Origin of the sequence: Porphyromonas endodontalis (genome assembly GCF_052173515.1) — a bacterium.
Lineage (GTDB): Bacteria > Bacteroidota > Bacteroidia > Bacteroidales > Porphyromonadaceae > Porphyromonas > Porphyromonas endodontalis_A.
This window is the reverse complement of the sequence record NZ_JBQMYL010000006.1, coordinates 111,260-125,517: the sequence shown is the minus strand read 5'-3', so window position 1 is coordinate 125,517 and position 14,258 is coordinate 111,260. Positions and strand designations below refer to the sequence as shown.

11 protein-coding genes, 1 tRNA gene and 1 riboswitch are annotated in these 14,258 nt (G+C 48.5%); of the genes, 7 read left to right on the top strand and 5 right to left on the bottom strand.

Translation table 11 applies throughout. From position 1 onward, the window contains the following. The 4 genes from ffh to ACTTHR_RS04585 form a co-directional block, all read right to left on the bottom strand. Positions 1-1,018: signal recognition particle protein (gene ffh / locus ACTTHR_RS04600; protein ID WP_442605348.1), on the bottom strand; the 1,018-nt coding region annotated here is incomplete at its 3' end. A 39-nt stretch (positions 1,019-1,057) separates the two neighbouring features. After that, on the bottom strand, positions 1,058-1,408 hold the full coding sequence (gene panD / locus ACTTHR_RS04595) for an aspartate 1-decarboxylase (RefSeq protein ID WP_004332028.1): 351 nt from the start codon (positions 1,406-1,408) through the stop codon (positions 1,058-1,060). Between the two features lie 44 nt (positions 1,409-1,452). Then, on the bottom strand, positions 1,453-2,100 hold the full coding sequence (locus ACTTHR_RS04590; protein WP_442605347.1) for an outer membrane lipoprotein carrier protein LolA: 648 nt from the start codon (positions 2,098-2,100) through the stop codon (positions 1,453-1,455). After that, positions 2,097-4,670: a DNA translocase FtsK 4TM domain-containing protein gene (locus ACTTHR_RS04585; protein ID WP_442605346.1), complete on the bottom strand. Its 2,574-nt coding sequence runs from the start codon at positions 4,668-4,670 to the stop codon at positions 2,097-2,099. The genes ACTTHR_RS04590 and ACTTHR_RS04585 overlap by 4 nt, the downstream gene beginning before the upstream one ends. A gap of 434 nt (positions 4,671-5,104) precedes the next feature. Here ACTTHR_RS04585 and ACTTHR_RS04580 point away from each other — a divergent pair, with 434 nt between their 5' ends. Together ACTTHR_RS04580 and ACTTHR_RS04575 are read left to right on the top strand one after the other, a co-directional pair. Then, complete coding sequence (locus tag ACTTHR_RS04580) at positions 5,105-7,066, top strand: mucoidy inhibitor MuiA family protein (RefSeq protein WP_442605345.1); 1,962 nt, start codon at positions 5,105-5,107, stop codon at positions 7,064-7,066. Between the two features lie 67 nt (positions 7,067-7,133). After that, positions 7,134-7,206, top strand: a tRNA-Gly gene (locus ACTTHR_RS04575). A gap of 175 nt (positions 7,207-7,381) precedes the next feature. Continuing rightward, positions 7,382-7,581, top strand: a riboswitch (cobalamin riboswitch). 301 nt (positions 7,582-7,882) lie between these two features. On the opposite strand, the gene ACTTHR_RS04570 is transcribed toward ACTTHR_RS04575, so the two are convergent. Beyond that, on the bottom strand, positions 7,883-8,041 hold the full coding sequence (locus ACTTHR_RS04570; RefSeq protein WP_442605344.1) for a hypothetical protein: 159 nt from the start codon (positions 8,039-8,041) through the stop codon (positions 7,883-7,885). 337 nt (positions 8,042-8,378) lie between these two features. Here ACTTHR_RS04570 and xseB point away from each other — a divergent pair, with 337 nt between their 5' ends. The 5 genes from xseB to nhaA all read left to right on the top strand — a co-directional run bounded on the left by xseB (position 8,379) and on the right by nhaA (position 14,196). Further along, complete coding sequence (gene xseB / locus ACTTHR_RS04565) at positions 8,379-8,585, top strand: exodeoxyribonuclease VII small subunit (protein ID WP_276774806.1); 207 nt, start codon at positions 8,379-8,381, stop codon at positions 8,583-8,585. Positions 8,586-8,621: 36 nt separating this feature from the next. Beyond that, positions 8,622-10,748 carry a M3 family metallopeptidase gene (locus ACTTHR_RS04560; RefSeq protein ID WP_442605343.1) on the top strand — a complete coding sequence of 709 codons (2,127 nt, stop codon included), beginning with the start codon at positions 8,622-8,624 and terminating at the stop codon, positions 10,746-10,748. 69 nt (positions 10,749-10,817) lie between these two features. Next, positions 10,818-11,762 (top strand): hypothetical protein, encoded by a 945-nt coding sequence (locus tag ACTTHR_RS04555; RefSeq protein ID WP_442605342.1) that lies wholly within the window; start codon positions 10,818-10,820, stop codon positions 11,760-11,762. Next, positions 11,762-12,766: a tRNA dihydrouridine synthase DusB gene (dusB, locus tag ACTTHR_RS04550; RefSeq protein ID WP_424777227.1), complete on the top strand. Its 1,005-nt coding sequence runs from the start codon at positions 11,762-11,764 to the stop codon at positions 12,764-12,766. The genes ACTTHR_RS04555 and dusB overlap by 1 nt, the downstream gene beginning before the upstream one ends. 83 nt (positions 12,767-12,849) lie before the next feature. Further along, on the top strand, positions 12,850-14,196 hold the full coding sequence (gene nhaA, locus ACTTHR_RS04545; RefSeq protein ID WP_442605341.1) for a Na+/H+ antiporter NhaA: 1,347 nt from the start codon (positions 12,850-12,852) through the stop codon (positions 14,194-14,196). Positions 14,197-14,258: the final 62 nt, after the last annotated feature.

Here is a 14,258-nt window from a genome sequence, read left to right as displayed (position 1 = left end):
TGATTTGATGGATCTGTTTGAGGAAGTCGTTAAAATCGAATTGGTCTTTGGCAATACGTTGCTCTAGGCGTCGAGCCTCTTGTTCGTCGTATTGTTGCTGGGCGCGTTCGACAAGAGAAACGATGTCACCCATACCAAGGATACGATCGGCCATACGCTCCGGATGGAAAACATCAAGAGCATCCATACCTTCACCGGTACCAACAAATTTGATAGGTTTGGTCACCACGGTACGAATAGAGAGGGCAGCTCCGCCTCGTGTATCCCCATCAAGCTTAGTCAAAACAACGCCGTCAAAGTCAAGACGATCATTGAATTCTTTTGCTGTATTTACGGCATCCTGCCCCGTCATCGAGTCCACAACGAAGAGCACTTCGTCGGGGTTGATAGCGGCCTTGATGGCTGCAATCTCTTGCATCATCTCCTCATCTACGGCAAGACGACCCGCGGTATCCACAATAACAACATCGTGGCCGTGCTCACGAGCATAGGCGATTCCACGCTCGGCTATCTGCACAGGTTTTTTGTTATCTACCTCGGCATATACAGGGATATTGAGCTGCTCTCCTAGCACCTTTAGCTGATCAATAGCAGCAGGGCGGTACACGTCACAAGCGACAAGAAGGGGATTTTTATGGCGTTGTGTCTTGAGCAACTTGGCAAGCTTACCCGAGAAGGTGGTTTTACCTGACCCTTGAAGCCCCGACATAAGCACCACAGCCGGCGAGCCCTGTAGACGCAATTCCACAGCTTCTCCCCCCATAAGGCGAGCCAACTCGTCGTGTACGATTTTTACCATCATCTCGCTTGGGCGTACAGCCGTGAGCACATTACGACCAAGAGCCGTCTCCTTAACGGTATCGGTAAACTTCTTTGCTACGTTGTAATTAACGTCGGCATCAAGTAGAGCACGACGCACATCTTTTAGTGTTTCGGCTACATTGATCTCGGTGATACGACCTTCACCTTTGAGGTTTTTGAAGGATCTTTCTAAGCGTTCGCTGAGATTCTCAAACATATATCGGGATGTTGTTTATAGTCTAATCTAGGTTTTGTATTACTGCAATCGGTTGGTAACAGAGTCCGGGAACGCCACTTTGGGTTTGAAAGTACGCGCTTCGGCATCTTCCATCATGGCATACGCCATAATAATAACGATGTCTCCGGGTTGAGCAAGGCGCGCTGCGGCTCCATTGAGGCAGATTACTCCGCTATTGGCGGGTCCCTCTATCACATAGGTTTCGAAACGCTCCCCGTTGTTGTTATTAACAACCTGAACGCGCTCTCCCGGCAATATATCCACCGCTTCCATCAACGCCTTATCTATTGTAATACTGCCTACATAATTGAGGTTAGCCTCAGTCACTCGCACACAATGGAGCTTGGCCTTAAGCATTTGCAGTAACATGAAATTCTGTTCTCTTATTCGTTAATTCGTCTTCTTTTATGGTCCTAGCGAAGATCCACAAGTTCGCTACCGGGGTATGAGGATTGCTGCTGAATAAACATCTGACTCGAAGGTGTCTCTCCCTCTATGGAGGTTATATTCATCACCATACGCATACCGTCTGCAAAGATACCTACAATCTGTGAGGGGGTATTCGTCTTGCGCAAAAAAGAGACCTCTAGGCTCGTAATGTTATCCATCTTCTTGCGTGGGGTGAATGCAATAATGCGACTGGTTTTGGTGCCGCTAAGCTCCTTAATGTTATACACAGATGCAGAAGAAGACAAGAAGACAAAGGGGTTAAGAGCCGCTAGGTCTTCCATAGAGGGATACATAATGGTATAGGTACGATCTTCTGCATTATAGAAGCTAAACTCCCGACCATTGTAGTTGGCATCTATGGGATTGTAGCGCAAGCGAAACTTTTTCCCCAAGGTATAGAGCACTCCCTTTTTGGTTTCGACACGTGCCCCGGAGGCATCAAAAAGCTCTCCGGAAAAGGTGATCTTGGCTCCCTTCTCCAGGCGTTGAGCCATTGTATTAATAAGGCTTTGGGCTGTAGGTTGCTTCGTTTGGGCTGTAGCCACAGAGGGCAGCATGCACCCCACAAATACGAGCAAAGCAACCCATAAGGCGATACGCTTTGTTTTCATCGTAGACTCTCTAGTAAATTATTAAGAGTGAAAATATCAGAGATAAGCACCTCACGCGGTTTACTCCCGTGCTGTGCAGAGACAATCCCTGCGGCCTCCAATTGGTCCATTATACGGCCGGCTCTGTTGAATCCGATCTCGAATTGTCGTTGGATTTTTGATGCAGACCCCTGTTGCGTCTCTACCACCATGGTGGCTACTTGATCGAACAGAGGATCTCGCTTATCAAGGGAGATAGTGCGAGACTCGTCACTCTCTTCCACAGGAGCCTCAGGCAATTGATAGGCTCCACTATACCCCGGCTGTAGAGAAATTTCGTCCACAATCTGCTGCGTTTCGGGCGTATCCACAAGAGCACATTGGAGGCGGAGCATGTCTTTACCTTGGTAGAACAACATATCGCCCCTACCCACAAGATGATTTGCACCGGGTGCATCGAGGATCGTTTTCGAGTCCACTGCCGAAAATACTTTGAACGCAATTCGAGCCGGGAAGTTCGCCTTAATCGTACCGGTAATAATATCTGTAGTAGGACGCTGTGTTGCCAGCACCATGTGAATCCCTGCCGCGCGCGCTTTTTGTGCAATACGTGCGATGGGTTTCTCCACCTCCTTGCCCGAGGTCATGATAAGGTCGGCAAACTCATCCACAATCAGCACAATATAGGGTAGACGAGCATGCCCATCTGCGGTGGATAGTTCCCCTTTATCAAACAAACTATTGTACTCTGCAATATTGCGTACTCGAGCGTCTGATAGTAATTTGTAGCGGTTGTCCATCTCAATACACAGGGAGTTGAGCGTGGGGACTACCTTATTCATATCTGTGATAATACAGCTTCCCTCTTCGGGCAGCTTTGCCAAATAATGATGCCCTAGTGCCTCATAAATGGAGAACTCTAGCATCTTGGGGTCGATCATCACAAACTTAAGTTCTGAGGGGTGTTTGCTGTAGAGCAACGAAGTGATCATCACGTTCAGCCCCACACTCTTACCCTGCCCTGTGGCACCGGCAATAAGGAGGTGCGGCATCTTGGCAAGGTCAAACGTAAACACTTCGTTCGTAATTGTCTTACCGATAGCAATGGGCAAGTGCATATTGTTTTCGACAAACTTACGCGAAGTGAGAAGCGAATAGAGAGCCACCGTTTGGGGACGCTTATTTGGCACCTCAATACCGATAGTTCCCTTCCCGGGGATGGGTGCGATGATACGAATCCCCCCCTCGCTCTTTAGGCTACGGGCGATGTCGTCTTCGAGGCTACGTATCTTGGAGATCTTAATCCCGGCATCGGGTTCTATCTCATAGAGCGTAACGGCAGGACCCACCGTTGCTTTTGTTGGACGAGCTTTGATCTTAAAACTCTCTAAGGTGTCAATGATTTGACGCTCATTCTCGGATATTTCTTCCATGTCGGGCATCATCGCTTCTCTGTCATAACGCTCTAAGAGGTCAAGACTTGGGAAGGTGTATCCCGGGAGATCGTGCGTACCGTTACCGGAGGCTTGTCTCTCTTGCAAAGCACTCTCATCCCCCACTTCGTCTCCTTGAGCGACCTCTATCGTCATACCGGAGCTAAGCCGAGAGGGAAGGGGCTCTGAGGGGACTTCGCCTCCACGAGGGGTGAGAGGTTCTTCTTTGCCATTGACAAATGATTGGGCAGGGTGGCTACTTTCTATCGAATCCTGATCCTCTTCTTCCACTTCGTCGGGCTGTTCGTCTGTATCCACAGGGAAAGAATCCTCGGGATCTTCGTCATTCGGCTCCTCCCCTAGAGAGGTATCCAGTTCGTCCTCCTCACCTGTCATTTGAGGATCAGCGTCCACGTCTTTCTTCCGTCTCCTCGTCTTTGCTTCGGCCATGGTACGGACCTTGCCTACGATACTTGCCCTACAAAGGACAAGCACAATCACAAAAGAGACAACGAGAATACTTATGATCCCAATGGAGCCCACATGAGCCCCTAAGGCGGCAATAATCTGCTCCCCGGATGCCCCTCCCAAAGCAAAGGGAAGATGTAGAGACACAATGGACTCAAGATAGGCACAGAAAAGGGATACCCAAAGAGCCATAGAGGTGGAGAAGAGCAAGCTCTTGAGAGGGGAAATACGGCTCCAGCCCAATATAAATCGGAATGCAATAGTCAGGATAAAGATGGGCAAGAAAAGACTTCCCAATCCCAAGAAACCATCAATGAGCCCATCGGCAATCCGTGCACCCAAAAGCCCTGTACAATTTCTTATACTCTCTGTGGCGTTAGCCCCCACAACAAGCTCGGCAGCATCTTGCGTACTGTGCAAAACACTTTGATCTTGCTCTATCGTAAAGAAGTAGTGCACCATGGCTACCGAGACATATAGAGTCACCAGCAGAAGCAATGTACCTATTATAAAATCGACACTGCTGCGCGGCACACTAATGCTCTTCACATCTTCGACTACCCCTTTGCGTTTACGAGCGAACCACGTATCGCCGGAAGGCTTCTTACCCTTAGAGTTTTGCCCTTTGGTTCCCCTACTTGTTCTTCGAGCGAGGGAGGGCTTATGTTGTTTCTTATTTTGCGAATTCATTGCTCGGCAAAGGTACAATTTAGTGTGGTATCTAGCAAGTCATAAACCTACAATTCCTCTATATAATTAAGGTGTAGAATAGTGCTTGTAAAAGAGCAAACAGACAGAGGTCAAATGAATATTAGGCTAAAAAGATTTTCCTTCTCAGGCAAAAACAAAAAAAATCTCACCCAAAAAGTCCTACCATTTTCACCTAAGAAATATTTTGTTACAGGGCAAGATATTTTGAAAAACTAGGCAGGCATATTTTTGCATTCACACATAGGGTAAAAAATCCCTAGACCGCTCCCCACAAGGCTCATCCCTCCCCCCCCTGAGATTGCGACCAAAGGAAAAAGAAAAATCTACTCACTTCTCTTTTCTCGGTCTACCAGAATCGATATTTATCTCACAAAGTATTACATTTGCCATATAGTAAACAACCAGAGATGATTATGAAACAGATTCTATTCTCATTCAGCAAGAAACGCATTCTCTGCCGCACACTCGCATTATGCACTTTGCTGACAGGCACACAGATGCATGCACAGACCGCCCCCGAATTTGAGGCAAAAGCACCCACAAGAAAGGAGCTATCAGAAATTAAAGCAACGCCTCCCGTTAAGTACGTTACCGTCTTTTTGAGCGGAGCAGAGGTAGTGCGCGAGGGAAGCATCTCCATACCTCAAGGCAATTCCGAAATCATCCTAACAGGCATCTCGCCTTACGCCGAAGCCAAAAGCGTACAGGTCAAGTTGGCAAGCCGAGATGTTACGGTTTTATCTGTCAATCACATGTACGACCTCGCCAACTCCGGAGCAACAAGCGAGGAGATGGCTAAGTGGCAAAAGAAATTGGAGAGCCTCAACGAGCAAATTGCCCGCGTTAGCAACAAAGTATCTGTAGTGCAAGACGAATTAGCTTTTTTGCAGGAAAATCGCTCCATCAAGGGGACTAGCTCCGGTGTCAGTCTCGCCAACCTCAAGAGCGTAAACGACTACTACAGAGAGCAAAACCTACACCTGCGCAATCAAAAACTAGAGTTAGAGAAGGAGTTAAAGCAACTAAGAGAAAAGAGAGACATTGTAACTAAAGAGATCTCTCAGCAGGGCAAACTAGACGAGAATCCCATGGGCGAAGTACACATCCGTGTAGATGCTAAGAGAGCCCTATCTTGCCCCGTAGAACTTAGCTACTATGTAGAGAATGCAAGCTGGATCCCCTCTTACGACCTCCGTTCATCGGGGGTGGGCAAGCCTCTTGAGCTATCGTACAAAGCCACCATCCACCAAGCAACACGAGAAGACTGGAATAGGGTACACCTAACGATTAGCTCACTCGATCCCAAAATCTCAAATACGCCCCCTACCCAAAAGACCTACTACCTAAACTACAACATCCCTGCCCCCCGCTATACCCAAAACAAGGACGACCAAGCGAGCGGAATGGTCCTTTTCGAAGAGGATAGCGAGCCTATAGTAGGTGCCACCGTGCGCATTGCTGGGACCAACATAGCCACGATGACCGACCTAAACGGGAGGTACAGCATCACGATACCCAGTTCCGGAGGTTCTCTAGAGATCTCCTATATTGGATGCAAGAAAAGCATCATCCCCATTACCAGTCAGTTTACAACGACCTATCTAGAGTCTGAGTACGAAGAACTAGAAGAAGTAGTGGTAGCAGCTTATTCCGCAGAGGTATCTATGGATATGGCTGTAGCCAAAGAAGCACCTTCCGCCTCAAGAAAGATGCGTAGCAGTGCCGGAGAACGAAACTCTACCCTAGAAGTAAAACAAGACGAACGCCAAACGGCAGTAGAGTTTGAGCTGCAAACGCCCTATTCTATCCCCTCGGACAAGAAACCTTTTATCCTCGAAGTAAAGAGACACTCCCTCCCTGCCTCTTATGAATATGTATGCGTACCTAAGGCCGACCCCGATGCCTTCCTTTTGGCACACATCGGAGGCTGGGAGCAATACAAGCTACTCTCCGGCGAAGTAAATATCTTCTACGAAAATAGCTTCGTAGGCAAAACCCTCCTCGACACTCGCTCTCTTACCGATACTCTACGGGTGTCATTGGGGCGCGACAAGGGTATCCGCGTAACGCGAGAAAAGGAGATAGAAAAGAACAGCAGCCGATTCTTGAGCAACAAAATAGAAGAGACTCGCTCTTGGAATACGACTCTACGAAACGGCAAATCAACCCCCATCGAGATCACGCTCTACGATCAGGTCCCCGTCTCAACCAACGACGAGATCTCTGTTCGTACGGAAAACATCTCGGGAGGTGAATACAACCCCAATACGGGAGAGGTGAAGTGGAAACTCAAACTCAACCCCTCAGAGAGCAAGACCCTCAACCTAAAATACATTGTAAAAAGCCCCAAGGAGAAAAAACTCCACGTAGAGTAAACTAAGGAGTATTGTATATCTCAAGAGAATTTATACCTTTGCACTCGGAAAAAGGGAATCTTGAGATGCGGTAGTAGCTCAGTTGGTAGAGCATCAGCTTCCCAAGCTGAGGGTCGCGAGTTCGAGCCTCGTCTACCGCTCTTATATTTAGAAGGAATAGTACCTCATCGTAGTACGATGGGGTACTTTCTTTTTATCAAGTCTGAGAGAGGGAGAAAACCAGATATTTTCTAGTTATTCGTTGCAAATTAACCAAGGAATTAGTACCTTTGCCGCGGCTTTGTTCGGTTATTTATCTACTTCACGAGGGCTCTCCACGTACGGGAAGGCCTTTCTTCAGAAGGAGATGGGTAGCTGATTAAAAGGGAATAGGAGTGCAATTCTCCAACAGTCCCGCTGCTGTGATTCTTGTGAAAACTCGCTACGTGATGCCACTGATGCTAATCTGTTATGCGTTGGGAAGGTGTAGCGAGAAGGAGATAAGTCAGAAGACCTGCAAAGCTTGTTCTGCGGCTTCGAGGAAAAGCTAAGGAGGATGTTGTAGTACGTGCCTAGAGAGCAAGGCAACGCAAAGAAGAGGTGTACGACACCGAGAGATTTTGCCGGAAAGTGGAGTTTTCTTCATTGGAAGAAAGACGAAGATGCGTAGACTACGACTTCGGTTGTGCGCGACCGATCATTTGCCCGAGAGGCAACGAGGATCCCTACCCGAGTTGTTTTGCAAGGCTAAGTGTATTGGTTTTGTGCAAACGAGTGGTTGCAGTCGGCACTTCTTGCCACAAACAAAAATGCGCATCTCTCTTGTTTGACTATTCTTTAGCGGTCGGAGCGCGACCCCGAAAGAGAGAAGAATTTGAGAGAGTACTTATCCGCAGGCCCCTCTGTCTCACCCATCTTGCGCCTCGCCACCCAGCGTTCGTCACTACCACTATCTAACCTCCCCAATTTCCCTAGAAAACAGAAAGAATCAAGCATATGCTGCTCATCGCAGAGGTAGCGTGTGCCAGGGTCGGCTTTGTTTTGTTGCCTTTTGTTACAGGCCGACTTAGTGTATTCGGTAGACCCCGTACCTTCTTTCCTTTTGTGGGATGAGCTCCACAGAGGTTGGGTTCGGGGTCTATTTTTTCTACTACCGACCGAGCCGAGAGGCTCTCCCCCCCTTTATCTAATCCAATCCTGCGGAAGACCACTCTCCCTTCTTCCTCAAGAAGAGCGTTCAAACCTCACCCCTCCTCCCTACACATTCAGCTATTTGTAGGTCCATCTAGCGAAATCTCTTATCTTTGTACAGCTGAGTTCTAAATGAAATCTTATGAAGCAACAGACCTATGCCGAAGCTATCAGTCGACTGACCGATATAGTAGAAACCATCGAGCATGACAGCCCCGATGTAGATCGGCTTATGCAACTTACAGACGAAGCTGTTCAGCTCATCGCCTACTGTAGAGAGACGCTCAAAGTGACCGACAAACGCATCGAAGAGCTTCTTGCCCAGCTCAATCAAGAAGAGCAACAGTAGAGGAAAAAGAGAATCATTCACCTTAAGCAATAGATTATGTTCAAGAAATTCATTCCCCTAGTAGCAGTTATGGCTATCACTACAGCATGCACGGGAGGAGGGAAAAGCAATGCCGACTTGGCATCCAATCCTTTCGTAAACCCTGCGGAGACCTATATGGCTTCTCCGGACTTCAATAGTATCAAGATAGAACACTATCTCCCGGCTTTCGAAGAAGGGATACGGCAGCACGAGGCTGAAATAGACTCCATTGCCAACAACCCCGAGCCTGCTACTTTTGAGAACACACTCGTTGCTCTCGAGAAGAGTGGTCGTGTACTCAGTCGTGTATCTAGTGTCTTTTTTGCCCTAACAAGTGCCGATACCAACGACGAACTCATTGCCATCGAAGAAGAGATTACCCCTAAACTCTCTGCCCACAGCGATGCCCTCTACCTCAACGACAAGCTTTTTGAGCGTGTAAAAGCGATCCACGATGGAGATCTCTCTTCCCTAGAACCGGAAGATCAGCGCCTCGTTAAGCATTACTACGACAACTTCGTGCAAGCCGGTGCATTGCTCTCTCCCGAAGATAAGGAACAACTCAAAACCCTCAACCAAAAGGAGGCCGCACTACTTACCGACTTTGGTAATAAGCTAACCAAGGCAACCAACGCCTTTATTTTCATCAAGGACAAAGCCCAACTTGCGGGGCTTAGCGAGGAGCAACTCAAGAGTGCATCCGATCTTGCAGAGAAGGAGGGGCATAATGGCGAGTACGCCTTTAGTCTTGTCAATACAACCCAACAAGACATTATGGTTAACCTCGATGTGCGCGAGACACGTAAGCTATTCTATGATGCAAGTATCAACCGTTGTATCAAAGGCGATGAGTACGATACCCAAAAGATTGTACTAGAGCTTGCCAAAGTACGTGCTGACAAAGCCAAACTCCTAGGCTTCCCCAATTACGCCGCTTGGAAGCTACAAGACCAACTTGCAGCCAAGCCCGAAAACGTAATTACCATGCTCACCAACCTAGCTAAACTAGCAGACCCCAAGGCCAAGTCTGATCAGGCAGAGCTAGAAAGCTTTGCTCGCAAGACGATGGGGGCTGACTTCACCCTCGAAGCTTGGGACTGGAGCTACTATGCAGAGAAGCTACGCAATGAAAAGTATGGCGTAGATGAGGCAACCCTCAGCCAGTACTTCGCCCTCGACTCTGTGCTCCACAATGGGGTATTCTTTGCTGCCAACAAGATGTACGGACTCACCTTTAAGCCTCGTACAGACATATCGGTTTACAACAAAGATGTACGCACTTGGGATGTACTTGACAAGGACGGCTCTGTAATCGCTCTGTTCTATTTCGACCCCTATGCACGCCCCTCCAAGAGCGGTGGTGCCTGGATGAGCAACTTTGTAGAGCAAAGCTACCTCCTCGGTCTCAAGCCCGTTATCTACAACGTCTGCAACTTCAAGAAACCCTCAGAAGGCGAGACTTGCCTCCTCTCTTGGGACGAAACCACTACTCTATTCCACGAGTTCGGTCATGCTCTACATGGTATGTTTGCCTCTCAAAAGTACCCCTCTCTATCGGGTACAAATGTGCCTCGCGACTTCGTTGAGATGCCCTCTCAATTCAACGAACACTGCGCTGCAGACCCCGTTATCTTTGCCAACTTTGCTAAGCACTACAAGACCGGTGCAGCGATGCCTGCAGAGCTAGTAAAGAAGATGCGCGATGCAGAAAAGTTCAACCAAGCCTATGGATTGGTAGAAAACATTACAGCTTGCCTCCTCGATATGGCATGGCACACACTCTCTCCGGAAGAGGCTGCTGCCGTTACAGACATCAACAAGTTCCAAGAAGATGCACTCCGCAAGGCTAATGCGCTCTACTCGGCAATTCCTCCTCGCTATGGCACCTCTTACTTCCGCCATATCTGGAGCAACGGTTACTCTGCCGGTTACTACGCTTACCTTTGGAGCGAAGCTCTCGACAACGACATTTTTGCTTGGATGATGGCTCACGGTGGGCTCAATGCCGAAAATGGTGATCGCCTACGCTCTATGATCCTCTCTAAGGGGAATAGTACAGACTTGATGAGCCTCTTTACCGCCTTTACAGGACATCAACAAGTAGATCTCACGCCGCTACTCGTTGCTAGAGGACTCAAATAATCTAAGTTTACACGTTGGACGACAGATCTCTCTTGGGGTCTGTCGTCCTCCTTCATTCCTAATGATACTATGAAAACTAGACTCGTAACATTGCTATTAGTAGCCCTTATTGCTCTCCCTTCTTACGCACAAGACCTCCGCTCCATTGCATTAAAAATCATCAAGGATCGCCCTATTGAGCAATCGGAGTCCCAGCATCTCACCACCGTCTTTCAGAATAAAAAGACGCTCCAACTACGAGCAAACATTGGAGAAGAGAGAAGCCATTGTTACGACTTTGCCCTATGGCAGAGCGAAAATGCCCCTCAGAAATATCTCATTGCCCTTGCCTATCGCATTCTTCCAGGGATGAGAGATGGAGAGCTTTTGTTCTTCTATCATTCCCCAAAAAGCAACACACAAAAGCCAATAAATATCCCAATCAAAGTACGCTCCCTCTCACAACACATGCCGGACGAAGGGATGCCTTTTTGGAGAAGTGGCATGGGCATACTGAAAGAAGGGACTATCTGGCAAAATGCCTCTGATGCCATGGCGAGTACGGACTACGTATTCTATCGCAAGAAAGAGGGGCAAGATGCATTCGAAGAGGTTCCATACATGACTTTTTTCTCCCCTATTTCCGTGGACGATTACACCGAGTCTATGAAGAAATCTTCCTATATAGATCGGGATATCCGCCCCTATGTTGAGCAAATCAACCGCTCAAAAACCCTCAAAAACAAACTCCTACTCACTGCCTCCGAACAGGCAGAATACCTCCCCAACGTAACCTTCTTCTACGAAGGAGACAACCTAGTAAAGGCTGTACATCGCACCAATGAGGGAGTTTCGGAATACTATTTCCGTGATCATAGCTTGCTCTTTATCTACAACAAAACCAAGACAGAAGAGCATCGCATATACCTATACGAAGGAGAGCTCGTGCGCTACCTAGGCTCAACACCTTGGGGAGAAGAAGCTATCGAAGCCCTCTACGACAAACTAACAGATCCTCTTATTCCCAATTTCTGATGCTCATAGCTGGTCAAGATCTCGGCTCTCAACCGCTTCTCCTAGCCCCCATGGAAGATGTTAGCGATAGTGCTTTTCGTCTTCTCTGCCGAGGCTTTGGAGCTTCGATGGTGTATAGCGAATTTATCAGTGCCGATGCGCTGATCCGCTCCGTACGCGGAGCCCGCAACAAACTATTCATACACCCCGACGAGCACCCTGCCGTCATACAGATTTACGGACGAGACGTGGCTAGTATGGCAGAAGCGGCTGCCATTGCATCCACCACAGGAGCCGAAATACTTGACATCAACTTCGGCTGCCCCGTAAAGAGAGTGGCGGGCAAAGGAGCCGGAAGTGGCATGCTACGAAATATCCCTCTATTGCTGGAAATTACGCGAGCTGTGGTGAAAGCAAGCCGGGTACCCGTTACCGTCAAAACGCGCCTCGGGTGGGATCACCAAAATATCATCATAGAAGATCTGGCAGAGGCGTTACAAGATTGTGGTATTGCTGCGCTCACGATTCATGGGCGGACGCGCAGTGATATGTACAATGGTAATGCGGACTGGAGCCTGATTGGGGCTGTAAAGAATAACCCTCGTATTACCATTCCGATCATTGGCAATGGAGATATTACCACTCCACAAGAGGCAAAAGAGGCATTCGACAGGTACGGAGTGGATGCGGTAATGGTAGGGAGAGCCTCAATTGGTCGTCCGTGGGTTTTCGAGGAGATGCGCCACTACCTCGACACCGGCGAGCTACTCCAAGACCGCCCTGCCTCAGAGCGGCTGGATACGCTCATCCAAATGATTAGGAACAACATAGATAAACTAGACGAACGCAGAGGTATCCTCCACTCTCGCAGGCATCTGGCAGCCTCTCCCATATTCAAAGGGATTGCCAACTTCCGCCCCTGGCGCATTGCCATGCTACAGGCAACTACCATGGAGCAACTGCTCGACATCCTTGACCAAGTACGCACAATACTCACCCAGGGTACCCTGCCTATCCAAGAGTAAAATGTACTACCTTTGCTGAGAAAAGGAGGTAGTTTCGGTTCAAATCAACCCCTACTCCCCTTCTATTTTATGGCATATACAAGATGAAAACTGGACAATTAATCAAACCTCTACAACGCCTGTATAAAAGAAGAGTAGACTCCTCTGTTCTCCTTTTTTTAGCCGCTGTGGCAGCGGTCATTATCGCAAACATTCCCTCTGTTAGTGGGCTTTATAACCAACTCCTCCAGTACCCAATTATGGTGCAAATTGGGGAGTTCAATATCTTCTCTCATGCCGGAGAGACCATGACCCTCCTCGATTTTACCAACGATGTACTGATGGTACTCTTCTTCCTCCAAGTGGGGTTGGAAATAAAGCAGGAAGGTTTGGTGGGAGAGCTCTCCACAGTACGACGTGCCGTTTTCCCCGTTATAGGCGCAATGGGGGGGATGATTATGCCGGTCCTATTCTTCCTACTAGTGTGCCACCAGGCCCCTGCTAGCAATGGTATGGCCATCCCGATGTCTACGGATATTGCCTTTGCTCTTGCCGTACTCTCCCTCTTGGGGAAACGCGTTCCATCGTCACTCAAAGCCTTCTTAGCCTCACTGGCGGTAGCCGATGACATAGGCGGCATTTTGGTCATAGCTATTTTCTATAGCACACACCTCAATCTAATGATGCTCCTCTGGGCAGCCGTTTGCTTGGGCGTCATCTATCTCTTAGGACGACTTGGCGTGCGCAACCTTCTCGTTTACTACATCGGAGCTTTCGTTGTGTGGACCTTCTTCCTCAAGTCCGGTGTACACACGACCATCGCCGGCGTACTAATCGCCTTCTTGGTGCCCGCGAGACCCAAACTTAGCACGGAGCACATGGCAGACAGAGTGCGCTCCATGCTCCGCCTACTACCAGAGAGTGAACACAAAACAAAGGGTAAAAACGTACTCCTTCCTCACCAACAAATTGCCGTTGTGCAGTCTATGGCACGAGACGTACGCGGTGCTGTAAGCCCCGTACAACGCATGGAGCAACAGATTACCCCCATCGTACACTTTTTTGTACTACCCCTCTTTGCATTCGTTAATGCGGGAGTGGCATTCGGAGGAGTCTCTATGGAGTCTTTGGTAGGTGTGCCCTTGGCCATCGTTTTGGGGCTACTATTGGGCAAGCCTTTGGGTATCTTCCTTTTCTCCATCGTCTTTGCCAAAGTATCCAAGGGCGGACTTCCTCAGGGGATGACGACCAAGAACCTATTGGCACTCTCCTGCTTGGGTGGTATCGGCTTTACGGTGGCTCTATTTATTTCTTCCCTATCGTATGCTCAGCCCGAGGTTGCACACTTCCTCAACGATGCCAAGATCGGCATATTTGCAGGTAGTATTCTCTCGGGAGTCTTAGGGTACTTCTTCCTAAAGGCAGTACTCAAGCACGAACAGCATGGATAGGTGTTTACTTTGTAGAAAAGCGCACTAAACTACGTACCAAAAGTACCATACTTATACTCTCT